Source organism: Vibrio sp. EA2 (genome assembly GCF_033042495.1).
Classification (GTDB): Bacteria; Pseudomonadota; Gammaproteobacteria; order Enterobacterales; family Vibrionaceae; genus Vibrio.
In genome coordinates this window covers 723,847-749,684 of record NZ_JAWLID010000002.1, presented here as the reverse complement: position 1 = coordinate 749,684, position 25,838 = coordinate 723,847, and the positions used below count along the sequence as shown (strand labels likewise).

At 45.1% G+C, this 25,838-nt stretch carries 23 protein-coding genes; 6 read left to right on the top strand and 17 right to left on the bottom strand.

Annotation, left to right across the window (positions count from 1 at the left end):
• Positions 1 to 58: 58 nt before the first annotated feature.
• The 10 genes from RXX31_RS07710 to proV form a co-directional block, all read right to left on the bottom strand.
• Positions 59 to 1,471 (bottom strand): ATP-binding protein, encoded by a 1,413-nt coding sequence (locus tag RXX31_RS07710; RefSeq protein ID WP_317588513.1) that lies wholly within the window; start codon positions 1,469 to 1,471, stop codon positions 59 to 61.
• The gene (locus RXX31_RS07705; RefSeq protein WP_317588512.1) at positions 1,461 to 2,117 is read right to left on the bottom strand and encodes a response regulator; all 657 of its coding nucleotides are present in this window, start codon (positions 2,115 to 2,117) and stop codon (positions 1,461 to 1,463) included. Before RXX31_RS07705 ends, RXX31_RS07710 begins: the two co-directional genes overlap by 11 nt.
• Before the next feature lie 3 nt (positions 2,118 to 2,120).
• On the bottom strand, positions 2,121 to 2,756 hold the full coding sequence (locus RXX31_RS07700; RefSeq protein ID WP_317588510.1) for a hypothetical protein: 636 nt from the start codon (positions 2,754 to 2,756) through the stop codon (positions 2,121 to 2,123).
• A 14-nt stretch (positions 2,757 to 2,770) separates the two neighbouring features.
• Positions 2,771 to 3,565, bottom strand: coding sequence for an SDR family oxidoreductase (locus tag RXX31_RS07695; protein WP_317588508.1), 795 nt, complete (start codon positions 3,563 to 3,565; stop codon positions 2,771 to 2,773).
• A gap of 8 nt (positions 3,566 to 3,573) precedes the next feature.
• A complete protein-coding gene (locus tag RXX31_RS07690) occupies positions 3,574 to 4,257 on the bottom strand; it encodes an iron-containing redox enzyme family protein (protein WP_317588507.1) in 684 nt (227 codons plus the stop codon).
• 10 nt (positions 4,258 to 4,267) lie between these two features.
• Entirely contained in the window at positions 4,268 to 5,803 is a 1,536-nt protein-coding gene (locus tag RXX31_RS07685) for an AMP-binding protein (RefSeq protein WP_317588506.1), read from the bottom strand.
• Between the two features lie 7 nt (positions 5,804 to 5,810).
• Entirely contained in the window at positions 5,811 to 6,422 is a 612-nt protein-coding gene (locus tag RXX31_RS07680) for a thermostable hemolysin (RefSeq protein ID WP_317588504.1), read from the bottom strand.
• A gap of 249 nt (positions 6,423 to 6,671) precedes the next feature.
• Entirely contained in the window at positions 6,672 to 7,679 is a 1,008-nt protein-coding gene (proX, locus tag RXX31_RS07675) for a glycine betaine/L-proline ABC transporter substrate-binding protein ProX (RefSeq protein WP_317588502.1), read from the bottom strand.
• Positions 7,672 to 8,751, bottom strand: a complete 1,080-nt coding sequence (gene proW / locus RXX31_RS07670; RefSeq protein WP_317588501.1) for a glycine betaine/L-proline ABC transporter permease ProW — start codon at positions 8,749 to 8,751, stop codon at positions 7,672 to 7,674. The genes proX and proW overlap by 8 nt, the downstream gene beginning before the upstream one ends.
• Before the next feature lie 4 nt (positions 8,752 to 8,755).
• A complete protein-coding gene (gene proV, locus RXX31_RS07665; protein WP_317588500.1) occupies positions 8,756 to 9,943 on the bottom strand; it encodes a glycine betaine/L-proline ABC transporter ATP-binding protein ProV in 1,188 nt (395 codons plus the stop codon).
• Between the two features lie 716 nt (positions 9,944 to 10,659).
• Between proV and ectA the strand changes: the two genes are divergently transcribed.
• The 4 genes from ectA to RXX31_RS07645 all read left to right on the top strand — a co-directional run bounded on the left by ectA (position 10,660) and on the right by RXX31_RS07645 (position 14,405).
• Positions 10,660 to 11,190 carry a diaminobutyrate acetyltransferase gene (ectA, locus tag RXX31_RS07660; protein ID WP_317588499.1) on the top strand — a complete coding sequence of 177 codons (531 nt, stop codon included), beginning with the start codon at positions 10,660 to 10,662 and terminating at the stop codon, positions 11,188 to 11,190.
• Between the two features lie 35 nt (positions 11,191 to 11,225).
• A complete protein-coding gene (ectB, locus tag RXX31_RS07655; RefSeq protein ID WP_317588497.1) occupies positions 11,226 to 12,491 on the top strand; it encodes a diaminobutyrate--2-oxoglutarate transaminase in 1,266 nt (421 codons plus the stop codon).
• A gap of 15 nt (positions 12,492 to 12,506) precedes the next feature.
• Positions 12,507 to 12,893 (top strand): ectoine synthase, encoded by a 387-nt coding sequence (locus RXX31_RS07650; protein ID WP_020336355.1) that lies wholly within the window; start codon positions 12,507 to 12,509, stop codon positions 12,891 to 12,893.
• An 87-nt stretch (positions 12,894 to 12,980) separates the two neighbouring features.
• Entirely contained in the window at positions 12,981 to 14,405 is a 1,425-nt protein-coding gene (locus RXX31_RS07645) for an aspartate kinase (RefSeq protein ID WP_317588495.1), read from the top strand.
• 133 nt (positions 14,406 to 14,538) lie between these two features.
• On the opposite strand, the gene RXX31_RS07640 is transcribed toward RXX31_RS07645, so the two are convergent.
• The 5 genes from RXX31_RS07640 to RXX31_RS07620 form a co-directional block, all read right to left on the bottom strand.
• Positions 14,539 to 15,690 (bottom strand): ABC transporter permease, encoded by a 1,152-nt coding sequence (locus RXX31_RS07640; RefSeq protein WP_317588493.1) that lies wholly within the window; start codon positions 15,688 to 15,690, stop codon positions 14,539 to 14,541.
• Positions 15,687 to 16,853, bottom strand: a complete 1,167-nt coding sequence (locus RXX31_RS07635; protein ID WP_317588492.1) for an ABC transporter permease — start codon at positions 16,851 to 16,853, stop codon at positions 15,687 to 15,689. The genes RXX31_RS07640 and RXX31_RS07635 overlap by 4 nt, the downstream gene beginning before the upstream one ends.
• Positions 16,854 to 16,874: 21 nt before the next feature.
• Positions 16,875 to 17,855 carry an HlyD family secretion protein gene (locus RXX31_RS07630; protein WP_317588490.1) on the bottom strand — a complete coding sequence of 327 codons (981 nt, stop codon included), beginning with the start codon at positions 17,853 to 17,855 and terminating at the stop codon, positions 16,875 to 16,877.
• A gap of 3 nt (positions 17,856 to 17,858) precedes the next feature.
• Complete coding sequence (locus RXX31_RS07625; RefSeq protein WP_317588489.1) at positions 17,859 to 19,274, bottom strand: TolC family protein; 1,416 nt, start codon at positions 19,272 to 19,274, stop codon at positions 17,859 to 17,861.
• A gap of 135 nt (positions 19,275 to 19,409) precedes the next feature.
• Complete coding sequence (locus tag RXX31_RS07620; RefSeq protein WP_014231956.1) at positions 19,410 to 19,637, bottom strand: hypothetical protein; 228 nt, start codon at positions 19,635 to 19,637, stop codon at positions 19,410 to 19,412.
• A 479-nt stretch (positions 19,638 to 20,116) separates the two neighbouring features.
• Between RXX31_RS07620 and RXX31_RS07615 the strand changes: the two genes are divergently transcribed.
• Together RXX31_RS07615 and RXX31_RS07610 are read left to right on the top strand one after the other, a co-directional pair.
• Positions 20,117 to 21,736 (top strand): sensor histidine kinase, encoded by a 1,620-nt coding sequence (locus RXX31_RS07615; RefSeq protein ID WP_317588487.1) that lies wholly within the window; start codon positions 20,117 to 20,119, stop codon positions 21,734 to 21,736.
• Complete coding sequence (locus RXX31_RS07610) at positions 21,733 to 22,422, top strand: response regulator (protein WP_317588486.1); 690 nt, start codon at positions 21,733 to 21,735, stop codon at positions 22,420 to 22,422. The genes RXX31_RS07615 and RXX31_RS07610 overlap by 4 nt, the downstream gene beginning before the upstream one ends.
• An 85-nt stretch (positions 22,423 to 22,507) precedes the next feature.
• On the opposite strand, the gene RXX31_RS07605 is transcribed toward RXX31_RS07610, so the two are convergent.
• Together RXX31_RS07605 and RXX31_RS07600 are read right to left on the bottom strand one after the other, a co-directional pair.
• Positions 22,508 to 24,643, bottom strand: a complete 2,136-nt coding sequence (locus tag RXX31_RS07605) for a TonB-dependent siderophore receptor (protein ID WP_317588484.1) — start codon at positions 24,641 to 24,643, stop codon at positions 22,508 to 22,510.
• 128 nt (positions 24,644 to 24,771) lie between these two features.
• On the bottom strand, positions 24,772 to 25,692 hold the full coding sequence (locus RXX31_RS07600) for a helix-turn-helix domain-containing protein (protein ID WP_411197971.1): 921 nt from the start codon (positions 25,690 to 25,692) through the stop codon (positions 24,772 to 24,774).
• Positions 25,693 to 25,838 lie beyond the last annotated feature (146 nt).

Genomic DNA, 25,838 nt, shown 5'->3' with positions numbered 1-25,838 from the left:
ACGGGCCTCACTGATAGTAAGGTCAATAACCGCGCAATCTATACGCGGTTGATAACGGTTAAGTAATAAGGAAAGAGATCACAAACGTATTCATTCCATTTTTCCGGGGCGTAATCTCAATCGTGGCATTGTGTAAAGAGGCAATGTCTTTACAAATTGACATCCCGAGACCAGCTCCATCGCCTGTTTCAGAATGACCACGATAAAATTGCTCGAAAATCCTTTCACGAGTTTCTTGTGGGATCTCTGGACCTGTATCGGATACTGATACTTTAATGGCATTCCGGTTCTGAGAAACTTGCACCTGGATTTCACTCGTCGCGCCAGAATATCGAATAGCGTTGTCGACCAGGTTACGGAATAGGACACCGAGTAACATCGGATCGCCTGACACCTGAACATCTAAAGAGGACAGGCTGATGTCTTGCTCTTGTCTTAACGCCAACGGAGCCAGGTCGGCGACCACCATCTGTAGCAAAGGCGTCAACTCAACGGTGTTAAAGACACGCTCAGAGAGACTGTCTACTTTGGCTAAAGTGAGCAGTTGATGAATCAGTCGATCCGTGCGTTCTATACCTTTAAGGATATTCTCTAGATCACCACGCAGTTGGTCTGGGTCATTGCTTTGAAGAGCATTCTCCGCGTTGAGGCGCAGTATCGTGAGCGGTGTTTTTAATTCGTGGGCTGCGGCGCGGGTAAATCGTTTTTCACGTTGCCATGCCTGTTCCAGTTCTGAAAGTAATGAGTTTAGCGCTTCAACCAGGGGATCCAGTTCGACGGTGTGATCTTTGACGTGAATGCGGTCCAGACGATGTACATTTCTCTGTGTAATCGCACTACGTAGTTCATTGATGGGGCGAAAGTAGCGCTGAATCAACCAAATCAGTAACAGTACTAACGTTGGCAACAGTAATAGCTGTTCAATGAGCGTCGACAGCGCAATTTCACGAATGATCTCTTGTCTTATTTTTTGCTTCTCGGCAACCACGACATATTCATTGTTATGTGTGGTTTGAGGGAAAGATAGCTGAAACGTTCGCCAAGCAGTGCTGTTTACTTCGATGTCAAAATAGCCGTTGTTATTTGATGACGATGACAATGGAGGCAAACTAGGAGAGGAGCTCCAAATGAGTTCATCGTCACGAAAAAACTGGAAAACGAGGTTTTGTTCGTAGGGATGGCCGAATTTTGTGGCTTCATCGTCATCTCCATTAGCTAATTGCTTGATGTTCTGCATCCACTGCTGGAATAGCTCGCTATGGTTGCTGAGCGTGCTTTCTTCCTTCGAAACCGAAAGGGTAAGGAACATCAGTTTTGCCGATTGCCCAAGCCTGGCGTCATAGACTTCTTCTACTTCATGTTTGGCAGATTGAAAGCTGAAAAATAACGATATCAGCAGCAACGTCGAGACTAGGACAGAAACGGAGATGGTAAGCTGACGCTTGAGAGAGTAAGGCTTACTATTTTTCAAGAATGTACCCCACACCACGAATATTTTTAATTGCTACGTTCGGCGCTTTTTTACGCAAGTTGTGTATGTGTACTTCTATCGCATTGTCACTCGCTCCTTCATCCCAGCCGTGCAGAGATTGTTGCAGCTGCTCTTTACTTTGTACCCGACCAGCGTTGGTGATCAAACTGGTAAGAATTTTAAACTCATTGCGGGTGAGTTTGAGTGGCACGCCATCATAGCGAATATTCTGCTCAGATAGAGATAGGGATAGTAATCCAACTTGAATGAGCTCATCGGCACTACCAGATTGGCGTCGAATCACGACACGCAATCTCGCGAGTAACTCTTCAAGAGCAAATGGTTTACCCAGGTAATCATCCGCACCGCTGTCCAGGCCCTGAACACGATCGCGGATATCATCTCTTGCTGTGAGTATCATTACTGGTAGCTTATAGCCATTTTTTCGAATGTTACGTAGAACTTCTAATCCATCAATATCGGGGAGGGTGAGATCTAAAATCACGGCGGTAAATGCTTCTGTTTTTAGAGCGCTTGTCACACCAGCCCCTTTTTCTAACCAGTCTACGGTATATCCATGGCGACTGAGAGAAGTCACCATGGATTGCCCGAGTAGCTTGTCATCTTCTACCAGCAATAAGCGCATAAATTATTTTAGTCTCCCTAGCGTAGCTTCGATTTCCTGTTTTCTGCCTTTATCAGCTAAAGGACGGTCAGGTCGAGGAGAGGCTTGCATCGCTTGAGTGAGATACACTTTCGCTTCTTGCTCTCGTCCTTCCTCGGCAAGGAAATCACCATAAAAATAGTTCGGATCGATGCCGTTTGGGTTGATCTCTAAAGCTTTTTTCAACATTTGTTCTGCTTTATCGTCATCACCAAAGCCAATTGGCCATCCCGGAACCTTATAATACAGTGAACCCAGGCTGGTGTAAGCTGAACCATCAAGCGTTTGTGGTGAGGTTTTGATGACTTGCTCAAGCAGAGACTTGGCTTCTTTTGCTAAAGACAGGGCACCTAATCCACCTTTAGCCCCAGCAAGAGAGGCTTTATTAATCGCCAGCCATACGGTCAGCTCTGGGTTTCCCGGTTCTCTGTCCAAGTAGATACTGGTTTTGGCAATGGCGCGATTAAAGCAATTTTCCTTTTCATCACCGCTAGGCGTGCTGTACTGGCATTCTGCCCATTTCTTTTGTACATTTTGAAGCGGAGTAACTCCTGCTAACGAAGCGGTAGAAGCCAACGCTGAACATACAGTCAAAGTGCATAGTAGTTTTTTCGTATTCATCGTTTCTGTCCTTCTTAATGGCTGGCACGGTTTACGTATTGGTGGATGGTTTCTTGCTGTTTTCTAATCGCCGACGAAACGACGTTTGGCAGCAGTTGATTAATGCGAGCAAACAGCTTTTCTGGCCAGCCGATCCATTTGGCTGAAATCTCTTTTTCCAGCATGGTGACTACATGCTCGGCCACCACCTGTGGTGAGTCGGTTTTGTTCCCTAGTTTCTGGTTCAGTTCATTAACGGTGTCGCTGTTTAATGATGTCTCGGTGGCTCTAGGCGCTAGGTACAAAGCCCGAATTCCAGTCGCAAACAATTCACGATCCAGCGCTTCAGTGAAACGGTGCAGTCCCGATTTTGCTGCACAGTAAGAGGTATAACCTGGATAACCAATAGAGCCGAATGTTGAGCCAATGTTTAGGATAACGCCTGGTTGTTTTAGCCAGGAGAGCGCAGACTGGCAAAGCAGCATTGGTGCCACCAAGTTGAGTTGAATATCCGCTTCAATCTGTGTCGGACGTTTTTGACTTAATAAAGAGAAGTCGTTACATCCGGCGTTATTGATTAATGCGTCCACCTTTTGTTTTTGACGGGCTAGCTCTCGGATGGCGTTTTGACCCTCTGTAGTCGTAATGTCTGCGACTAACACGTCGTGGGAATCGGGATTGACTAGGGAAACCTGCAGTGCGATTAGCTTTTCTTCATTTCTTGCAACTAAAATCAATGTCGCACCGCGATTGGCTAATTCGGTTGCAATAGACTGACCAATCCCGCCTGTTGCGCCAGTGAGGAGAATTTTACTGTCTTTGATGTTCATTCTTTACCTCACGCCGCTTCCTGATTCGAATAAGACGGCAATGTTCGTAACATCTGACCATAAAGAGAAAACACCATATTGGCTGAGTCGATGATGACTTGTTTATCTTCCTCTTTGGTGATTTTGTTCATCAGTGACTCGAAAAACTGCAGGTGATCCTGATCCAACACGCTATGGGAAACGAGATAGGTCATTGCAGAAGGAGGAAGGCCCAGCACCGACTGGATTTTTTCTGCCATTTGCCCGCCGATGCCAACACTTGTACCCTCAAGAACCCAAACCATGCCAAAGATGGCTAACGGGTTATTTCGATCGATGTTGTGGTAAAGGTAAGACACCATCAACTCGATTGCTTGTCCGACTCGGCCTTCTTCCTGATTGTTACGCACAGCGTCGGCGTTACCACCACAAGCTTGGATGTCATTGAGTATCCATTCTTGGTGGCCTTTCTCTTCCTCAATATATTCGGCTATGGCTTCACGAACCCATTCATATTCAGAAGATAGTCTGCCTCCACAAGCCATCAGCAGTGGCACAGTGTGCTTAACGTGATGATAAGCCTGAGTCAGGAAAGCAATATACATCTGCTTAGAAATTTGACCTTGTTGCACGTCTCCAATTACTTGTGCGCTAAGCATAGCTTGTTGAGCCGCTGAAGTTTGTTGTTTTAGTTGTTCAAAAAAAAGGGTCATAACCTTCTCCTTAAGAAGCGATAGATTGCTGTAAAGGCAGATTGATCTTTTGTACCTTTTGACCTTGCAGCATGAATTCTGGATTCGTATTGGTGATTAGTTGATTAACACTGTGCTCGATTTCACTGCGTCTGAGTTTGCCGTTTTCGGTGTACCAACTTTCAACGGCTCTTGGGTTATCAATCACTAATAATGTTTGAATCTTGGCGTAATCGGGAAGTGTGCTATTTAGCGCAGATATTTTAGCTGCCAAGTTGTCGCTACTCGCGACGATGGCGCATAAAGCCTGTTGTCCGTCACCTGTAACAATAAGCGGAACATTAGGTAGAAATGCCTGGGCTTCAGACTCAATCCACTCAGGTGATACATTTCTTCCGTATGCGGTGACAATAAGATTTTTCTTACGTCCGGATAAAGTGACAAACCCTTGTTCATCAAGCTGTGCTAAGTCGCCCGTTGCTAACCACTCCTGACTAAAAGGTTCATTCAAATAGCCCAGTGCGATGTTGCCCTTAACATGCAGTTCGCCATCTTCTGAGATACGGATTTGTGTGTGAGGCAGTGGTTTTCCACACGTGCCCGCTTTGATAGACAAAGGCGTGTTTAAACAAACGACCGAGCCACGTTCCGATAAGCCGTAGCCTTCAAATGCGGGAATGTTCAGCGCGTGAGCTGCGTTAATCAGAGATGACGACACTCTTGCGCCCCCAACGGCGACAAATTTCAGCGAAGCAGCAAGGCCTGGCTGCTGTTTAACAATATGGATAAGCGCGAGCAACAGGGCAGGCGTTAACACCAAGCTGTCTGGTTTAATCTCGGCGAGTACTTTGGCAAATAATGCACTGTCAAACTGACTGGAGCCAATCAAGCCGGTTTTTTTGCCGGGGAGAATATAGGAAGTCGCACCCAACAAAAGTGGTACGTAAATCCCAGTAATGTTTTCCAGCAATGTGGATAGCGGAAGCAAGACCAAATGTGATTTTGCTAAACCATCAACACTTTGTGCCAGCGAGCTGGCAACTTCGCATAGGTGTTCATTACTCAAACAGACGCCTTTGGGCTGACCTGTTGAACCTGAGGTAAAGGTTATTTTTCCTGTTCCTGTCAGATAAGAAGCAGGACCTTGGTCTTTTGTGAGTAAGACAGACAAGCCAGCGATTTCGGTGCTTGTATTCTGGCTCGCTTGAGGCTCTATAGATGCTGGAAGTGAAACTTCTTGCCAGTCGCCAATCAGCGCGTCTACGCGAGACTCTTTTAATGTGTGCGCCACTTGGGCATTAGAAAAAAAGGTTGGAATTGGTACGACGACGATATTCGCAGCCATTGCCGCCAAATCGATAATCGCCCAGTTCACGCTGTTTTCAGCACGCAGCGCTAATGCTTCGATATTGAGCGAGTTTAACGCTTCAGAGGTGTGCTCTATTTTACGCAGCAGGTCAGAGTAGGTAATTTGAACCGTTTGTCCCAGTTTATCGTTACCAACAAGGGCAACGTGATCGGGTTGAGTAATAGCCCATTTGTTAAGCGCATCGAAGAGAATATTCATATTTTACCTAGGCTTGTTTGCATTTTCTTTCGTGGACTAGACGAAGACGCTCTAACCCTTTGACCAAATTTCCAGCGAGCACACGCGGTTGATGATCGTAGTAAGATCCCCAAGTCGATAGTGAATCCGGAACCTTGTTTGGATCGGCTTGAGCAAGGGTTTGTGGTTCTAATCCAAGACGAGCCATCATGGCGTGAAGAGGGTCTGTTGCGGTGAAAATGCACCACTCAAAGCCAAGATCGACCAGCATTTGAGCGATCAGGTAAAAGTGCAGGGCAGACATACCTTTCGCAAATGAAGCTAGGTGTCCAAACTCAACCAGATTGGAGCGTTTTACGTCACACTGAAAAACGGTTGAGACAAGGTTTTGCGCTTCGTCCTCTAAATATTGTTCGAGAAACAGAGGCTCTTGCTCCGCAATACGAAACCCACAAACTGAAATAATTTTGTCGTTATCGATGAGCGTTAAATACGCAGGCATGAAAACTTTAAGTTCGGCAAAAAATGCTTCTTGATAACGAAGAGAAACATGCTCGATCACATCATGCCAAAGAGGATGAGTAGGGATTACGATGTCTAAAGTAAAACCCTGAATAGAAGTCTGTTCATGTTTTTTCATTAGCGCTTCCATTTGTTGTTTAGTCACCAACAAAATAAAACGCGAAACTTAAGAAACTCTTAAGAGATGAAATTTAAATAAGTTTTAGGGTTTGGAAATACGTCGCCATTCGTGTCGAAGATATGGCGTTTGGCTGGAGTCCGGTGTGGAACAGGCAAAAAATAAGAGCCCATTGTATCAACAAAAGGCTCTTATCCGTGTTTTATGTTGTGCAGTTACATAGCACGATAAGCGTGGTCAGCGAATAGATTACATCGCTGCTTTCTTCGCTTCGGCTACCCAGCCATCGAACATTTCCTGGTGCGCTTTGATCCAGCCATTCACATGAGATTCGATATCGGCATTACTGTTTTTGCCTTGGCTCATCATCATGTTTTGTGCACTCACATCGTTAATGTTGAGCTTCATGATTTCAAACAGCTTAGCCGCCGCAGGGTTGTTCTCAGTAAACTCTTTGTTTGCCACGATTCGCATTGAGTTCATTTCGAAACCGTAGTTCTTACCATTTGGAAGAGTAGTATCGATATCATCACGCTCACCAGGAAGTGAAGAGAATGGTACTTCTAACCAAACGACGTCTTTACCCGGAACCAATACGCCACTTACCCAGTATGGAGTCCAAGTGTAGTAAAGAATTGGATCGCCTTTTTTGTAGCGAGAGATGGTATCCGCGATGATCGCTGCGTAGTTCCCTTGGTTGTGTGTGATGGTATCACGAAGCTCGAAAGCATCCAGTTGGTGCTCAACCACCATTTCACAGCCCCAACCTGGGTTACAACCGGTTAGGTCCGCTTTGCCGTCATCGTTGGCATCAAACAGTTTTGCCAATTTTGGATCTTTTAACTGGCCGATATTGGTAATGTTATATTTTTCGGCGGTTTTCTTGTCGATCAAGTAACCTTGAGCCGCACCGCTGACGTACTGGCCTTTACGGTAGAACTTGTCGTCACCGCCAGACATGGTGTATTTGTCTGCATGAAGAGGGAACCAACCTACAGCTAGGAACGTTGCATCGCCTTTAGCAATCGAAGTATAACCAACGTTGTAGTCTACTTCTTTGGTTGGTTTGACGTCGTAGCCAAGCTCTTCCAACGCACGATTCACGATTAGCGTTTGAAATGTTTCTTCTGCTACGGTTGATTGCACAGGTTGAACCGTTACACCTTCACCTGGCAAATCCGCAGCGATACCATTGGTAGAAAAAGCAATGGTACTTAGTGCCCCAACAGAAAGGACTGTCTTCCATGAACTATTCATTCGTTTTACTCCTAAGTTTTTTATCGTCTTGGTTCGTTTTCAGTTTTAACAGGTATGAAACAGGACCTGTGTGATACCAGCGCAGTTTGGTATTACCTGCATTTACGCCTAAAACCTGAGTGATTCGATCTAACAGAATCGCAAGGATTACGATCCCGATACCACCAACGGCTGCGAGGCCCATATCGAGTCGTCCGATACCACGTAATACCATTTGGCCCAAGCCACCGACGGCAATCATGGAGGCAATAACCACCATAGAGAGCGAAAGCATCAGTGTTTGGTTTACACCCGCCATGATAGTTGGGAGTGCCAAAGGTAGTTGGATGCGATAAAGCATCTGTTTTTTGCTTGCCCCGAAAGAGTGACCAGCTTCGATCAGTTCTTCCGGTACTTGTTGAATGCCCAGAATCGTCAAGCGAACCACGGGTGGTAACGCAAAAATAATCGTCACTACAACGCCAGGCACATTACCGATACCAAACAACATTACGATAGGCACCAGGTAAACAAACGCGGGTGTTGTTTGCATGGCGTCTAAAATCGGTCGGACAAATTTTGCTGCGGTGTTACTTCTTGCCAGCCATATCCCTAAGGGTAGCCCGATTAACAAACAGAAGAATACTGCCGTTAATACCAGAGCTAGGGTTGTCATCGCTTGTGACCATGCGCCAATCAATCCGATGAGTATGAGAGATAAAGCGGTCGAGACACCCAGTTTGAAGTTAGAGAACTGCCACGCCAACAGAAACAGAATCAGTACCATGATCGGCGCAGGCGTTGACACTAGTGTGGTTTCAAACGAGGTCAAAATAAAGTCGATAGGAACTCGAATGGCCTGGAAAACCGGGCGACCGTGATCCACTAACCAATTTAGCCCTGTCTCTACCCAATCATCGAGAGGCAGCACCGCTTCCTCAAACGGGTTCATGATATCGAAAGGTGCGTGTTCAACCGTTTCTGAACTGAGCCAGTCGTTACTCGTCGCTGAGTCTGAACTTTGACCCCATGGATCATCTTGCGCGGGAGCAGGCTGTGCCCATGGATCATTATTTGTTTCTTCTGATGACATTGCCTTACTCCTTGTCTAGTGTTTGCAGAAGACGTGATTTAGTCACGACGCCAAAGTAGGTACCTTGTTCATCTACAACGGGTACGGCATAAGGAACGTCTGCAACCACGCCCAAAATATCGTTGATTGATAGGTCTGGTTGGAGCGTGACATCATTCTCTAGCTGTGCACTGGCCAAAGAGCGGTTCTCTTTGTGTGCTGAACGCAATGACTCAAGTGAAACAATGCCGGAGTAGCGGCTGGATTTGTCAATGACGATACCGTATTCACGATCATGGTCCATGAGTATCTGCATTGCAGAGCCCGGACCGTCGTTATCCGATTTTTTAAACACTGCCGCCGGTTTTTTACGCGCGATATCTTTAACCGTCAAAACACTGGCTATGTTTACGCCGCGGAAGAAGGCCTCGACATAATCATTGGCAGGATTGTGAAGGATTTCATCTGGTGTACCTACTTGAACAACCGCACCGTTTTGCATGATTGCTATTCGGTCACCGATTCGCATCGCTTCGTCAAGATCGTGAGAAATGAACACAATCGTTCGTTTATCATCGTTTTGTAAACGGATAAGTTCATCTTGCATTTCAGTTCGAATTAATGGGTCAAGGGCTGAGAATGCCTCGTCCATTAGGAGAATATCAGGGTCACAGGCAAGGGCTCTAGCTAGGCCAACTCGTTGCTTCATACCACCTGATAATTCATCCGGAAAAGACTCTGCGTAAGGGTCAAGTCCCACTCGTTCAAGAGCGGAGAGTGCACTGGCATGTCGCTCTTCCACACCAACGCCCGCGAGCTCAAGGCCAAACGCTGCGTTTTCAATGACCGTCATGTGCGGCATCAGTGCAAAACTTTGGAAAACCATTGAGATATTGTTTCTGCGAACCTTTCTCAGTGCATCTTCAGAGATGTGGGCGATATCTTCCCCTTTAAGGTAGACACTCCCTTTGGTTGGTTCAATCAGTCTGTTTAGGAGACGGACAAGAGTGGATTTACCTGAGCCAGAAAGGCCCATAATTACAAAAATTTCACCTTCGTTAATGGTAAGAGAAACATCGTTTACACCGACAGTTAAACCAGTTTGCTCAAAAATGTTGTCTTTATCGACACCTTTGTCGATAAGTGAGAAAGCACGTTCTGGGTTTTCACCAAACACTTTATAAAGTCCCTTAACTTCCAGTATGGGGTCCATGTAATCGTCCTTTTTTGTGTCTAACGTTTTGTACTCTAATTAATTTTTGAAAAAATATCAACGAACTAGGTGTCAATGTGACTTTGGTTCCACCTGTATTGAGGTGATTGATAGTAATGTGCCTTATTTCAATTTTTCCTTTAAAAACATAGGTTTATTGTTTATTTTTCACGGTTAATTTCGTCATTAACGCGAGCGTAAATTAATTTTGAAGTTTATTAGACATTTTTGTGTAGATAATGTGTCTACATCATAACCAGTTTTTGAGCTTTTTGGCTCAGGTCTTAAATTTAGAGGTCAAATGTTTAGATGCCGAATGGCTGGTATGAAGATCAGAGTTGAGGTGCTTTCGTAAGGAAAATGGCGACAAAAATTGTTTGAAAACTTAGATTAATTGATCAGCTAGAAACTAATTTGATTGCTTTCATATGTTTAATGGGTCAAAAAGCGTCCCTTTATTCTTTGATAGACTTTATGTTCGACCAAAAAATAGAGTATGCACAAAATTATATTTTCTAATTTAGGATTCCCCGCGCTATTAACAGCTTCTGGAGAAGATTAGAACTCAAATATTTTAATAAATGGTTAAACGGCTATGAAGTGTGATCTTTATCACATAAATGCGGTTATAATCCGCGAATATTTGATTTTTGGTAGCGAGAGATGCCCATAATAATAGCGAAATTAATTAGACCTCAAAGGATATGAATTTTCACATGATCACATCAGCACCTTGGGTCCTCTATCCAGAGATTGAAGAGGAAACAAGAAACAAATGGATTTTTCGTGAACCTAAGATCTCTGATGGTGACGACATTTATAGCTTAATTGCAGATTGTCCACCTTTAGATATGAATTCTTCTTATTGCAATTTCCTTCAGTCAACACATTTTAGCAAAACCAGTATTCTGGTTGAATGCAATAAAGATATCGCCGGCTTCATATCGGGGTATCAGAAACCAGACGAACCAGAAGTGTTATTTGTCTGGCAGGTTGCAGTCTCACCTCGTTACAGAGGTCATGGTTTAGCGTTTCGCATGCTAAAAGAACTTCTTACCAGAGAAGGTCTGAGCGTGAAAATGGTAGAAACGACTATCACGGAAGACAACAAAGCCTCTTGGGCGTTATTCAAAAAGTTAGATGCGATGAACGGCAATTCTGGCCAAGTAAGCACATTTTTGGATGAAGAAGCCCACTTTAAAGGCAAACACGATACAGAGTATTTGTATCGAATTCCCCTAAAATAATCCTCTAACTATAGGAATTAAAAAACGGTCTCATCATGGATATTTTCAAAAAGCAGGAATCCAACGTACGCTCATATTCAAACAACTTTCCAGTGGTATTTCGCAAAGCGAAAGGCTGCTGGCTGGAAACAGAACAGGGCGAACGCTATTTAGACTTCCTTGCTGGAGCGGGATCTCTAAATTACGGCCATAACAACCCTGTACTTAAGCAAGCATTACTTGAGTACATTGAAATGGACGGTATTACACATGGTCTAGATATGCACTCAGAAGCGAAAGCAACGTTTCTTGAAGCACTAGACAACTACATTCTTAAGCCAAGAAAACTGGATTACAAAGTTCAGTTCACTGGGCCTACTGGTACTAACGCAGTGGAAGCTGCACTTAAACTAGCGAAAAAAGTGACTGGCCGTAGCAGCATTGTCGCTTTCACCAATGGCTTCCACGGCTGTACAGCTGGCGCATTGGCAGCAACAGGTAACCAGCACCATAGACAGGGTAATGGTTCTAGCCTTCACAACGTATCTCGTATTCCTTTCGAAGGTTACGCAGGCGTTGATGGTTTGGCTCTGTTTGAAACCATGCTTAACGATAACTCTGCTGGTATGGACAAGCCTGCCGCAGTGCTTCTTGAAACAGTACAGGGTGAGGGTGGTTTGAATGTCGCTTCAAACGAGTGGCTACAACGCCTAAGCAAAATTTGTAAAGCAAACGACATTCTTATGATTGTCGATGATATTCAGGCTGGTTGTGGACGTACGGGTACGTTCTTTAGCTTTGAGCCGTCAGGTATTCAGCCTGATATCGTAACCTTGTCGAAATCTATCGGTGGTTACGGTTTACCGATGGCGGTTGTACTGCTTAAACCTGAGCTTGACCAATGGAAACCAGGCGAGCACAACGGTACATTCCGTGGTAACAACCATGCATTTATTACTGCCGCTAAAGCGCTGGAAATTTACTGGGCGAACGACGACTTTGAAACACACATTAAGCAGTGTTCAGAAAGTGTAAGTAACGTCATTGAGCGTTGTGTACGTCGATTCCCACAAATGTTCGTACAGAAAAAAGGTCGCGGCATGATGGTTGGTATCGAGTGTAACAGCGGTGACCTGGCATCAGAAATTGCTAAATCGTGTTTTGAAAGTGGCATGGTTATCGAAACAGCTGGCCCTGACGACGAAGTGGTTAAATTCTTCTGTCCACTAACGATTAGTGAGTCAGAGCTAGATCAAGGACTAAGCATTTTTGAAAATGCAGTAGAAACCATTGCTGCAAAACACTTCAAACAAGCATCTTAATAAGGAAAATTAATAATGATCGTTAGAACACTCGAAGAGTGTCGCAACAGTGAGCGACGTGTAGTTTCAGATACTTGGGAAAGTGTCCGTATGTTGTTGAAAGATGACAAAATGGGTTTTTCTTTCCATATCACAACTATCTATGAAGGCACGGAAACGCACATCCACTACAAAAACCACTTAGAATCTGTTTTTTGTATGAGTGGTGAAGGTGAAATTGAAGTGGTCGGTGGTGAAACTTACCCAATTAAACCAGGTACACTGTACATTCTGGATAAAAACGACGAGCACTACCTAAGAGCATATAAAAACAAAGAAATGGTAATGGCGTGCGTATTTAACCCACCTATCACAGGTGCTGAAGTACACGATGAGAACGGCGTGTACCCTCTTGTTGACTAAATAAGTCAGTGTGAGGTGGGTTTCCCACCTCACATTTCAATTCTCTCTTCTCTATATTTTTAAGTTACCAATCAAAAAAGGCTTATCATGACTTTTACCGTAGAAAAAATCGGCGGTACTTCAATGACAGCATTTGATGCTGTTTTAGACAATATTATTCTTCGTCCCAAGACACCATACAATCGAGTTTTCGTTGTATCGGCTTATGGTGGTATGACTGACGCGCTTTTAGAATGTAAAAAAACCAGCAAAGCGGGCGTATACCAACTGGTTGCTAAGCGCGACGACAAATGGGAAGAAGCATTGGCATACGTAGAAAACCGTATGTTACTGACCAACGAAAATATTTTTGCCGATCCAATGAATCGAATGCGAGCGGACAAGTTTATTCGATCTCGCATCTCAGAAGCGAAAAACTGTATCGCTAATATCTTAGAGACTTGTCAGTACGGCCAGTTTTCACTGCGTCACTACTTGCCTCAAATCCGTGAGTTTCTGTCTTCAATTGGTGAAGCGCACAGTGCTTACAACACCGCATTGAAACTAAAAAATATGGGTATTAACGCGAAGTTCGTTGATCTATCCGGCTGGGATACGACAGAGCCACAAACTCTCGATGAATCGATTAGTGAAGCGTTTGCGGACATCGATGTATCAAAAGAGCTGCCTATTGTTACTGGTTATGCATATTGTAAAGAAGGCTTAATGCATACCTATGACCGCGGCTACAGTGAGATGACATTCAGTCGTGTTGCGTCGATCACTAAAGCAGATCTAGCGATCATCCATAAAGAATACCACTTGAGTTCTGCTGACCCACGCGTCGTTGGACCTGAGAAAGTACTGCCAATTGGCAGCACTAACTACGACGTGGCTGACCAGTTGGCTAACCTTGGAATGGAAGCTATCCACCCTAATGCGGCTGCAGGTCTGCGTGAGAGTGGTATCGAACTGCAGATTAAAAATACATTTGAGCCTGAACATGAAGGCACTTTGATTTCTTCTGGTTACCGTCCAGAGGAAGACAAAGTGGAGATCATCGCGGGTAAGCAGAAAGTGTTTGCATTACATCTGTTTGACCAAGCTATGGTTGGTAAAGTAGACAACGTGAGTTATGAGCTGATGGAAATCATCTCAGATGCACACGTGACATTGGTTGGTAAAGAAATGAACGCCAACTCGATTACTTACTACCTAGGTGGCAGTGCAGACAGCTTGAATAAAGTTCTGTATAAAGCGGAAAAATGTTACCCGAAAGCGTCAATCAAAGGCCGTATGGTAGCGTTGATCTCAGCGATTGGTTCTCAGATCGACACCAACAAAACCTTGGCGAAAGGTGTACTGGCGTTAATGAATAATGGTGTTACTCCAGTTGCTCTGCACTCATCACTACGTAATGTTAACGTTCAATTCGTTGTGGGCGATAAAGAGTATAAGCGAGCCATTTGTGCACTGCATGATGAATTCTTTGAGCCGGTAGAAAGCGCCGAGTCTATCGAAGACGTTGCTTAAAAAATTTATCTCAAGTCGTTATACAAAAGGAGCCTTTCTAGGCTCCTTTGTTGCTTCTGGCTTTGCTGTGGTTATTTCGGCAATGAAAAGAGGCTTAATTGGACGGTAACACACGGGCTTGCTTACTCATTCTTTAGCTTACACTTTCTGTGACGACAGGTTTTGAATGACGTCTAGCTATCCAATAGGCGATACCACCCCAAAACACAGTTAGCAGCCAAAGGGCAGTCCAGTGTTTAGCCACTTGCTGCCACGTCGCGCCCATTTGGTTTAGAGCAAGAAATCCTTTGATTGCCCAGGTACTGGGGCTTAAATCAGCCATCCAAAGTAGGGTAGCCGGAATGGACTCTACCGGCCATATGAATCCGGCAAGGAAGATAAGTGGCATAGAGCTGACCAGTACAACTAACGTGACCAATTCCCTTCTTGGTAGAAGATACCCGAGCCAGAAACCTAAGCCGCAGCAGCTTAAAAGAAAGGGTAAAAGCAATGTGAGCAGCTCGCTTGCTTTAGCGATGTGATTAACACTTAGTCGCTCAAAGCTCGCTCCAAAATAGTAAGCACTAAGCAGGAAGTAAATCGCAACGAATATTAGCGTCCGAACCAACAGTAAAGAAGTGGTTGATACTCTTGACCAATAACCCCGCCCGTGACGCTGTGATCCTGTTTGTAAGCCAACCGCCATGATCAACGTTTGTTGTAGAATCAGAACGAACACCGCGGGTACTACGTATTCGATATAACCCATCGTGGGATTAAATGTCGGTTTCATATTGAGTTTTATAGCAGAGTAGTTGTGACTGGCAGTGCTAAGCGGTACACCTTCCATCACGAATTTACTCACTTTGACCTGTGCACCTAACGTTCCCCCAGCTTGTGCCAACCCTTCCACCACAGTGCCATACACCAAAAAGTAAGAAGCGTCCGCAGCATAGGAAAGAGTTGGGCTTTTACCTAACATCAGATCTTTATAAAAGTGCTCGGGAATCACCAGAAAACCAGTAATATCACGCTGCAAAAAGGCTTGTTTGGCATCTTCTATACTATTCAGCCTAGAGACAATGCTTACCTGAGGTGTTGAATCGACCATGCGCTCTAGCTTCAAACTGGTTTGGCTTCCATCCAGATTGACGACGGCAATCGGCTGCTCACGAGGGGTTTGCTGTGTGTAGGGAAGAGGGTAGAGGAATGAGTAAAACACCACGCCACCAAAAACGGTCAGTGTCACCACAGGATTGGTCAATACCGAACGGATTTCTGCTTTAATCAGTTGCCAAAGTGTCATACGACCTCCTGATTGTGGTTAAGGCGTGCTGTATTTCGGTGCTTGTTAATCAACGCAGCGGTTACAAGCAAAGGCACTACGTAGCCGATCATAGTCCACAGCGAACTCAGAGATTGAGTGGCCGAAACCCCATAACTTGCTTGGCCAACTTGAACTTCGATGTAATGGCTAATAGGTAATAATGAGCGCCAGGCTGTCGCGAGCGTATTCATGTCTGTCACCGGAAAAGTAATGCCCATAAAGGCAAAACTTGGCGCAGTAAACGCACCAGCAAAACTCATCGCCCGGGCAGGATCCATGGAGAGGAAGAAAAACAGCGCGCCCATAATAATGCAGGCAATAACAGTGAACAGTTGCGCCAATAAGATAACGACCACATTACCTTCCATCGGCCAATCCAGCAAAACGTAAAACCAGTAGATAAACAGTGCACCTTGAATTATAAATACTGGAATGTAATTGCTTAGAATCGACGCCAGTCGTAAGCAAGGTTTTTCGCCGAGAAAATCGAACTTATTTTTCCCGCCATAAATACGAAAATGAGCACTCAGAATTAAAATCGTACTTACCACGATACAAATCTGCCAAATGGCGGGCACGATCGCCGTAACCAGAAACTGAGCGTAGTTGGTATTACGATTAAAAAGTGCAGTGATTTGGGTAGAAACAGGCACAGCTTGCCCGATGGCAGAAGTTGCAGTGGTATCGCCTTTCGCAAGGTTGCCTATGGTTTGCAGCTGGGCATCAAAATAGCCTTGCGCTTGAGCAACGGCCGAGTTAATCAACTTCGCAACCAGAATATATTGGCTGTTAAAAAACACAGACAGCTGGGGCTGCCGATGCTGCAAAATGTCTTGATCGAATTGATGAGGAATGACAGCGTAAGCGTAAATATCACCTTCAATCATGGCATTTTTTGCATCGGTCGCACTGACGTAATGGTAATCTACTGACAAAGTCGGCGAGGCATCCAAAGACTGGATTAACTTACGTGAGAGTTGAGAGTGTTGCATGTCGACGATGCCGATCGGCAAATCACGCGCAATACCCGAAGAGAAGACTCCCCAAATCGTCAACGCGAGTAAAATCGGTACCCAAGTGAGGCAAGATAACAACCACTTATCACGTCGTAAGATGTGGCGTTGTGAGATCTGAATCGTCATAACGTTAACCTATGGCCGTGTTCAGAGTTCAACCACGACACTCATGCCCATACGCAAGTCAGACTCTTGCTGGACTGGCCTCGCTTCGACTTCAAAAGTACGTAAATCAAAGCCTTGAGCCGCATCCGTTGCACGCCAAGTTGCGAAGTCCCCCATCACCGCAACATGCGTGACTTTAAATTCTACCTTCTTATCCAAAGCGGGTAAGTAAGCCTGAAAGGTTGCCCCTTCATTGAAATACTTCAGAAGATCTTCACGTACATTAAGCGTTGCCCAGGCGTCTTGTGTATCAATAACCGTAACGACAGGAAAACCTTGTGGTGCAAGTTCGCCACTTTGTAATAGAACCTGAGAGACCTCGCCATTAAACCAGCTGTGGATTTGCGTATCCTTCGCGTACGCTTCCACCTCTGCAACGGCACCAGAAGCCATGCGGGCTTTTTCTGCCGCAGCGACTTTAGTTTCACTGCGCGCACCTTCCTTCGCCATTTCGTACATTTGGAAAGCCGCACTTTGTGTGTATTTTGCTGCCTGCCATTGCGTTAACGCTTCATCACGTTTTTGCTCTGCAACGACGCCATCTTTGTACAGATTGTTGACTCGGTTATAAGTCTTCTCCATTAGATTCGCCGCAGCTTGAGCTTTTAACCATTGATCTTTTGCCGCTTGGATTTGTTGCTCTCGAGCGCCTTTCTCAGCTTCTTGCGCCAGAGCATCTGCCGCTTTTTCTCCCGCTTTTGCTTGCTCTAATTTTGCGGCGATTTCTGGACTGTGAAGTGTGAAAATTAGCTGGTCCTTTTCAACGTCATCTCCTTTACGGACCATCACTTGATCAATACGCCCCGGTACCTTTGAGGAAATGCTGTATTGCTGTGCCTCAATCATGCCTTGCAGACGAACCGGCTCTGGCTGATAAGCCTTATAAAACTGAAAGCCAACCCAAGCGGTAACACCTACAGCGCAAAGTGATAATAAAATGGGTTTTAATGATTTTGCTGCCATGGTTTATCGCACCTCTTTCGACGGTAAAGCTGGGGTATAGGCGGTGTTTTTATATTGTTGGAAACTATCGATTTCGCTACTTAATGCCAATAACTTGGTTAAAGAGATCAGATAGCGGAATCGCGCTGCCGAACGTTGCGTTTCTATATTGGCGACATAGAGCTGCGCATCAACAACATCGAGCGAAGAAGACAGGCCTTGGGTAAACGCTTTTTCACGCAGAAGCAGATTTTCGTTTGCAAGTGCGATACTGGATTCTAGCCCTCGCACCTCGTCAATCGCTTGTTGTGCTTCTAGATAGGTTTTTTGGACCAATAGTGAAAGATCTTGTTTTGCCTGAGACTTGAGTGCGTCGACTTGCGAAACCATGCTTTGCGCGGCTTTGGTTTTTTCGCTCCGGCCGGTGGATTCAATCAAAGGGACACTCACACCAACGCCGACTAACCAATCCGGCTTGAGCTGGCTGGCGAGGGAGTCGTCTTCGTATAAAGTGTAATCACCATATAAAAAGACTTCGGGATAGTACTTTCCTTGTTCCGCTTTGATTAAACTTCGGGCTTGTTTGTCTTTAGCATCGAGCAGCGCTAAGCCCGGGTAGGTAAGTAACGTTTGATCAATAAATGCAGTCAGCGGTGGGAGGTTTTGGTTAATGAACAAGGTCTCGGCTGGTTCAACAGATTGCTTTTGTGCCAGCAGTTTTCCCAGTGCTGCTTCGGCAATGGTTAGATCGCTTGCGGCTTTGCGCGTTTCTACCGAGGCTTTATCGAGCGAGGCTTCCGCTTGCAAACGTTCAACACGGGCGATTTGACCTTGCTCTTCCAACTTAATCGCAAAATCCCGATGTTTTCTTAAGCCTTGTTCTACTGCCTGACGAGTGGCGAGAACTTCTTTCGCCAGCACGACAGAAAAATAGTACTTGGATAGATCTTCAAATCGGGCTTGTCGTTCCATTGCCAGTTGGCTTTTCGCTTCGTCGGTTTTTCCTTCAGCCGCGGTCTGTGCGGCTGAGATACGACCGCCAGTAAAAATAGGCCAGATTGCGCGGATAGAAGAAGAGAAAATGTCACGCTCGGTAATAGTTGAAGTGGTGTTCGCTAACGTGCCCAATAGATTTTGAAAGATAGGGGGAGCTACCAGCTCAGCACCAGTGCTGTCAAAGATCTGTTTACCGGAAAGTGTCACGTCTGTATCTAACCGCGTGTAGTTTGCACCGACAGATATTTGTGGCAAATTGAGGTTGCCGGTGGCTTTCTCCTGGTACTGATAACTTTCTACGTTCGAACGTTGCGCTTTCAGGGAGTAGTTGTTTTCTAACAGCATTTGCCATGCACTATCTAACGTTACAGGCGTGGACTGACAGGTAAAAGAAATAGAGCTACTGATGAGAGCAAGTACCCAAAACTTTCCAGTTTGTTTCATAGTGGCTGCTTTGTTATAGAGTATTAGCTCTAATATAGAGGAATAATGGTTTGTTGTTAAGTAGTTAAAACGAGAAAGTCGGGCTACATAGGCGTCCGGTTAATGCCTATCAACAGACGCCCAGTTAGCACAACGTTATTTTTGGTACGGGCAGTGGAACTCGGCTCGCCATTCTAGCTGACGAGAGCCGCACATTGTATTCAATAGATCCTTACCACTCATTTGAGGGAATGACAGCAGCACTTTAAGCTCTGAGGCGCTCCCACCATTTTTCTCGTATGCGCGTACATGCGTGAATGTTGAATACATATTTTCTGACAGCATGGCCTTATTAAGGCAAATTCCAAAATTATCGCGTTCCATTTTTTGGTGTTCCTTCTAAACTATAAAAACACCTCTGTTTATAGTTTTGCAGTACTCAGATGGTGTCTAACTATTTGTCATAACGCAGTATTTCTTATTATTAATTTATATTCGAATATACTGACAATGATGTTGAGCTCTTTATAGACTTCCGGCTTCACTGCTTTTCTTTACAAGAGACTCTTCTTGGCCTCTCTGACTAAAAATTATACGCTTTAAAGTATGGCGTCGCTTTAAAAATCGACAAAATTGGTGTGATCGAATTCATGTTCTAGAGTAAACATTATGTATGTTGTTGAATAAGAAGTAATTGCTAGTCGTTTGTTGAATGATTGTGCTTATTAGGTTTATGCCGTCTATTATTTGACCACAAACTTCGCTGTTTGTTTGTGTTGTTCACAGATTTGCTATCTGATAACAACCGGACTGTTAACTCAATGTTAACTTAGGCTGCTGGTAGCTTTGTTGAGGGGTGGTTTGTGAGTTGGAGTACGATTAGCTTTCGTAAGCGCATGCTCATTATTATGACGCTTTCTGGTTTGATTGAGTTGTTGCTACTCGTCGCAGCTGGGTTTACCTATCTGAAAGTCAATCAAGAGCAAGAAATGGGTGAGAAAGCTCTTGGTGTCGCTCAGTTTCTAGCAAACTCCGAGATCGTGCGTGAAATCATAGCGAGTGATAACCCCGAGCCTTATCAAGATCGTTTTCGTGAACTGACCCAAGCTATTGGTGCGGCATTTATTGTTGTTGGCGATCATCAAGGTGTGCGTGTTATCCATCCTATTGATGAGCGAATTGGCAAGCCGATGAAAGGCGGTGACAACCAACGAGCGCTGGACGAGGGCGAGTCATATGTATCAACGGCAAAAGGCTCATTAGGTTACTCTATTCGAGGCAAAGCCGCAGTATTCGACACTGACGGTCAAGTTATTGGTGTTGTCTCCGTAGGGTATTTGCTGGAAAGGTTACAAGATCGTATCGAACCTTTTTTGACCTTTTTAATCATTATGGTTGTGATCGTGGTGATTGCGAATGCTGTGGTTTCTAACTACGCCTCAAGAAAGTTTCAACGCGCAATTCTTGGTTTCGAGCCAGAAGAAATTGGCCGTTTGTACGGCGAGCTTGAAGTCACGATGGGAACCATCAAAGAGGGGATTTTAAGCATTGACTCTCAGGGTGTCCTGCGGTCGATAAACCGCAGTGCATGTCAGATATTAGGGATAGACAGAGAAACGGCGCTCAACAAACCGCTCACAGATACGTTGCGTGATAGTGATTTATATACCGTGCTTGAAACCGGGCAAGAAGATCACGACATTGAAATTTACCTTAATCACAAACGCTTGATCGCCAATCGCTCTCCAATCTACGTTGATGGAAAAGTGGTCGGAGCGGTGTCCAGTTTTCGTCTGCGTGATGAAATCAGTGAATTGACAGAGCAGTTGTCACAAACCAAAGAGTATGCAGAACTGTTGCGTTCTCAAACACATGAACACAGAAATAAACTCAACACCATCAGCGGGCTTGTCCAGATGGGAGAGCTTGACGCTGTGCAAAAGTTGATAGGGCAAGAAACGGCCCATTACCAAGCGATGATCGAGTTTTTACGCGACACAATAAAAGATCCTCTGATTGCTGGCATGTTATTGGGGAAAACAGAGCGTGCTCGTGAGCTGGGCTTAAATCTAGTTGTTGAAGAAGGTAGCCGATTAGAGCCGCTACCCGAATGGCTGAACGCAGAAGATTTGGTCACGATTTTGGGTAACCTAATAGACAATGCTTTTGATGCTACGTTGGCGACGATTCGTGCAGAGTCCACGGTGGCGATTGAACGCAGAGACATCGAGGTCTCTCTAAGCGACTACGGCAACGAAGTGATCATGGAAGTAAGCGATCAAGGATGTGGTCTGCCAGACAATATAGAACCACAAGCACTTTTCAAAAAAGGCATTTCAACCAAAGCGCTTCACAATAGAGGGGTGGGGTTGCACTTAGTTAACCAACTCGCCACACGCTATCATGGCCATGTTGAGATGCTGCCGAATACCCAATATGGAACGAGAATAACCGTGTATTTGCCTAAGGAAGAACAAATATGAAGACGGCAACGCGTGTCATGATCATTGAAGATGATCTCGCTATCGCAGAACTCCACCACAAATACCTTAGCCAATTGCCTGGGCTAGAGGTTGTGGGCATAGCAACAACGCGAATGGAAGCAGAAATGCAGCTTGAGATACTCAAACCAGACTTACTGCTGATGGATGTTTATCTTCCTGACGGGACAGGTCTGGAGATCCTCAATACGCTGCGCGCAAAAAATCAAACTTGTGATGTGATTTTGATTACTGCTGCGAGAGATGTTGATACGTTGCAAACCGCCATGCGGGGTGGAGTTGTTGACTATCTGCTAAAGCCGATCATGTTTCCCAGGTTAGAAGTGGCACTGAAAAAGTACCTTTCTCAACGTGAGCGATTGGACGTCGCTGGAAGCCTGGATCAAAGCTTAGTTGACAAGATGCTGCAATCTAACAGTGTGACAGACACGGCTGCGAAGCGTCTGCCAAAAGGCATTGATAGTGTCACGCTGGACAAAATCCGAGACTTGTTTACAGGTGGGGAAATGCTCACAGCAGACGAAGCGGGAGAAAAGATTGGTGCGAGCCGAACGACCGCAAGGCGATATTTGGAATACTTAATTAGCGCTGGTGAACTCGAGGCCGATTTAAACTACGGTACGGTTGGACGCCCCGAACGTTGTTATAAGAAGAAGGTGACAAGGTAACTTATTTTAGCCTGTTAGAGTTTTAAAAACGGTGGCCTTCAACGCCACCGTTTTTGTTAGTTTCAGTCGAAACTTTGTTGGCGAGTTAAAAGTTATACTCTAACTTTGCTTCGACAGAGCGTTCTGCACCAAACCAGCAGTTACTTTTGTCGTAGCAAGAGTAGTACTCTTTATCAAACAGGTTCGATGCTGACAGTATGACCGAGGCGCCCTCGAGTGATTTGGATACGGAAGAAAAGTCATAGCTTGCCGATACGTCGACTAACGTATAGTCAGGCACTTTTTCACTATTCTGTGCATCCATTTGTGATTCACCTACGTAGCGGACCCCTGCGCTGGTTTGAAGCCCAGACAGTGAACCTTCAAAGTAGTAGTTCGCCCACAGCGATGCCATTTGTTCTGGAACCCAGACCGGACTTTTACCTTCTTGGTTGTAGTAACTGTCTTCAGTGATCTCCATGTCAATGTAGGTGTAGTTAAGCGTCAAGTCTGCTTGTGGCGTTGCCTGCCATTTTGTTTCTAACTCTGCACCTTGGGATACCACTTCGCCAGCCTGATAATTTGGCGCGTAAGGGTTATTCGGATCGGTCAAGATGGTATTTTTCTTGGTGATATGAAATAGCGCTAAGTTGCCTGAGACATCACTTTCCCAGGGTGCGTATTTAAAGCCAAGTTCCCACTGATGTCCCGTTGATGGCTCAAATGCGTTGCCATTTGCATCGGCTCCGGCAATAGGTTCGAAACTTTCTGAATAGGTCAGATAAGGTGATACACCGAAATCCAGTTCGTATAAACCGCCAACACGGAACGAAACATTAGTGTCATCCAGATCTTCTTTACTGTTGGATACCGAGCCAAGGTAGTCACTGACGGTATCAGTTTCGGACTCGTACTTATCCCAGCGCAAGCCGGCAATCATCACCAGTTTGTCGTAGCGTACTTGGTCCTGGAAATAGACACCGATCTGCTTGGTTTTGATATCAAGATCTTGTTGATACTGGAAATTAAGAGCGTTTCTATCAATTTGATTGTGGTCAGGGTTAAAGATGTCCTGCGTCAGCGAGTAATCGAGCGTGTCTTTATATCTCACGTCAGATTCTAGATATTGATAGTCTAACCCAAGCAGTAGGTTGTGCTGCCAATTACCGGTTTTGATAAAACCAGACAATTGGTTGTCGATAACCAATGACGTTGATTTTTCATCAGTGAGGTAAGCGTTACGTCCAACGGTTCGGTTGTCATCGGCCAGGGCGCTGTTATAGGTATTTTCCTGATAGGCGTCAGCGTTCATGTAACGGGCGTTTTGCAAAAACTGCCAGTCACGATTGAAGTCGTGTTGAATTTTGTATCCCACCATCAGCACTTCACGCTCGTATGTGTTCCAGTTCTCATCACCTAAATACGTATTCGGAGACATTGAACCCAGCGGATTATTTGACGCGGACCCCGATGCCGGAACTGTAGTGTAGATGCCTGCCGACGGATCATTTTGGTAATACACATTGACGTTCACCAGCGTATCTTCCGTCGCTTGCCAATTAACTGAAGGTGCAAGTACGTAACGTTCATCCTCTGAAGTATCGGCCTGTCCGTCGCGCTGTTTTGCCAGACCAACAAGGCGGTAATCCACGTTAGAATCGCCTAACTGTCCGGTTGTATCGAAACTCAACTCTTTCAGACGATTAGATCCAGTGCTGATAGCGATTTTATTCGCAGGTTCTGATTGTGGCGTTTTAGCAATGATATTCACCATGCCACCTGGTGGGATGTTTCCGTACAGTACTGATGTCGGTCCTTTGAACACCTCAATCTGCTCTAAGGCTATCGCATCAATTTGGGGCTGAAGATTCCAGCCGTTGTATAGCAGTGGCAGGCCATCGTAAAAGTTGGTGTAGTTGATGAAACCACGAATATTAAACAGATCGAGACGGGAGACAGCACCACCGCGTAATTCTGTATTGACACCCGACGCATAACGTAACGCCTCGCCCACGTTACTGACACCGCGTAAATCCATCTCTTCTTTGGTCAGAACGGTGATCGCCTGAGGTGTTTCTTCTGGAGCGAGCGCCGTTTTTGTTGCGGTATTTCGATAAGTTTCACCAAGTACAGTGATGGTTTCGTGTTGAGATTGGTCTTCATTGGCAATGACAGACCCTGAGACAAATGCAGAAACAACGACAGCGAGTACTGAGCGTTGAAATCTAACTGAGCTTTTCATATGAGTTCCACTACTTACTTAATTATTACTTGATAATGATTGTTATTTGTATTCTATAGAGTGGGGAATGCGAAAAGTTAACAATTTGGTGCAAACATAGTTTTGACGGTACAAGTTTTAGGGTGGATTCATTTTGAGCTGAGCGGTTTAACCGGGAGCCAGTATTGCATCTGAGCATTCTCACACTCTGGTTGGTAATTTTGAGGATAAATTTCCAGCTCGTAACCGTCGACACCACGATAGTTCGAGTTGGGTAGCCAATGTAGGATGAACCATTCCAGAGTCTCCGTTAGCTTGGAGATTCTGCCTGAGTGGGTGATGACCGCATAGCTTTGTTGCGGAACCAACAAGGTCTCCAATTGCGTGAGAGCATCATTACTGGATGTCGAGAATGCTTCTGTGTCTAATTGGTAACCCGCCCAATACTCAAGCTGATAGTTACCTGAATGAGTGTTGGCTACATCGATAACACCAAGACAAGCGTGTTGTTCCAGGTTCGCCTCTATAGATGCAAGTCGTGTCCAAAGCCTTGGTACTGTCGATTGAAAATCGGGCTCGGGAGAGAACAAGCCATTGATGGAATGGTGAACGCCTTTGAGGTTAAATGCCGGTTTTGTTTCAATTTTAACGTTCGCAAAGCGCGCTCCAAGCTTTGAGGCCTCGGATACGGGTAGTAAGACGAAAGGTTGCCTTACGCCATACAATTGCCGCTTCTGGCGATATTCCCTCGGGCTCAGAGAAAACATTTGTTTGAAGGCCCGGCTGAAGGCATTTTCCGATGTAAAGCCGAGCTCAATCGCGATATCCAGTGAGCGTTCGGAACTGTTTATTAGTCGTTCGGCTGCAAAGCTTAACTTTAGTTCTCTAACGTAATGAACTACCGACATGCCAGTATGTTGCTGGAACACACGTTGCAGCTGCCAGCGTGACCAACAGCTCTGTTGCGAGATGTCGTCGACGTTGAGAGGTAACTCCAGATTATTATGTATGTAATCAAGCACATTCTGAATTCGATTAATGGGGTGCGTACGGGGTGTGCCAGAGTTCATTACGTTCTCGTTGAGTGTAGACATGTGCGTTATTATCTATCATTGAGAATGATTATCAATAATGTAGAATGAAAATTACCGGTATTAGGCAGTTTGCTCTTATTGGCTTGATTACCAAAAGAATATTTTTTATTCAATGTAGAGTT

What these genes read in the sequence shown, in the direction of transcription:
- proX (WP_317588502.1), bottom strand. Translation starts at nt 7,679, where the DNA reads ATGAATAGTTCATGGAAGACAGTCCTTTCTGTTGGGGCACTAAGTACC.
- RXX31_RS07705 (WP_317588512.1), bottom strand. Translation starts at nt 2,117, where the DNA reads ATGCGCTTATTGCTGGTAGAAGATGACAAGCTACTCGGGCAATCCATG.
- RXX31_RS07645 (WP_317588495.1), top strand. Translation starts at nt 12,981, where the DNA reads ATGACTTTTACCGTAGAAAAAATCGGCGGTACTTCAATGACAGCATTT.
- RXX31_RS07690 (WP_317588507.1), bottom strand. Translation starts at nt 4,257, where the DNA reads ATGACCCTTTTTTTTGAACAACTAAAACAACAAACTTCAGCGGCTCAA.
- RXX31_RS07650 (WP_020336355.1), top strand. Translation starts at nt 12,507, where the DNA reads ATGATCGTTAGAACACTCGAAGAGTGTCGCAACAGTGAGCGACGTGTA.
- ectB (WP_317588497.1), top strand. Translation starts at nt 11,226, where the DNA reads ATGGATATTTTCAAAAAGCAGGAATCCAACGTACGCTCATATTCAAAC.
- RXX31_RS07685 (WP_317588506.1), bottom strand. Translation starts at nt 5,803, where the DNA reads ATGAATATTCTCTTCGATGCGCTTAACAAATGGGCTATTACTCAACCC.
- RXX31_RS07700 (WP_317588510.1), bottom strand. Translation starts at nt 2,756, where the DNA reads ATGAATACGAAAAAACTACTATGCACTTTGACTGTATGTTCAGCGTTG.
- RXX31_RS07600 (WP_411197971.1), bottom strand. Translation starts at nt 25,692, where the DNA reads ATGAACTCTGGCACACCCCGTACGCACCCCATTAATCGAATTCAGAAT.
- RXX31_RS07630 (WP_317588490.1), bottom strand. Translation starts at nt 17,855, where the DNA reads ATGGCAGCAAAATCATTAAAACCCATTTTATTATCACTTTGCGCTGTA.
- RXX31_RS07635 (WP_317588492.1), bottom strand. Translation starts at nt 16,853, where the DNA reads ATGACGATTCAGATCTCACAACGCCACATCTTACGACGTGATAAGTGG.
- RXX31_RS07610 (WP_317588486.1), top strand. Translation starts at nt 21,733, where the DNA reads ATGAAGACGGCAACGCGTGTCATGATCATTGAAGATGATCTCGCTATC.
- RXX31_RS07695 (WP_317588508.1), bottom strand. Translation starts at nt 3,565, where the DNA reads ATGAACATCAAAGACAGTAAAATTCTCCTCACTGGCGCAACAGGCGGG.
- RXX31_RS07625 (WP_317588489.1), bottom strand. Translation starts at nt 19,274, where the DNA reads ATGAAACAAACTGGAAAGTTTTGGGTACTTGCTCTCATCAGTAGCTCT.
- proW (WP_317588501.1), bottom strand. Translation starts at nt 8,751, where the DNA reads ATGTCATCAGAAGAAACAAATAATGATCCATGGGCACAGCCTGCTCCC.
- RXX31_RS07640 (WP_317588493.1), bottom strand. Translation starts at nt 15,690, where the DNA reads ATGACACTTTGGCAACTGATTAAAGCAGAAATCCGTTCGGTATTGACC.
- RXX31_RS07620 (WP_014231956.1), bottom strand. Translation starts at nt 19,637, where the DNA reads ATGGAACGCGATAATTTTGGAATTTGCCTTAATAAGGCCATGCTGTCA.
- ectA (WP_317588499.1), top strand. Translation starts at nt 10,660, where the DNA reads ATGATCACATCAGCACCTTGGGTCCTCTATCCAGAGATTGAAGAGGAA.
- RXX31_RS07680 (WP_317588504.1), bottom strand. Translation starts at nt 6,422, where the DNA reads ATGAAAAAACATGAACAGACTTCTATTCAGGGTTTTACTTTAGACATC.
- proV (WP_317588500.1), bottom strand. Translation starts at nt 9,943, where the DNA reads ATGGACCCCATACTGGAAGTTAAGGGACTTTATAAAGTGTTTGGTGAA.
- RXX31_RS07605 (WP_317588484.1), bottom strand. Translation starts at nt 24,643, where the DNA reads ATGAAAAGCTCAGTTAGATTTCAACGCTCAGTACTCGCTGTCGTTGTT.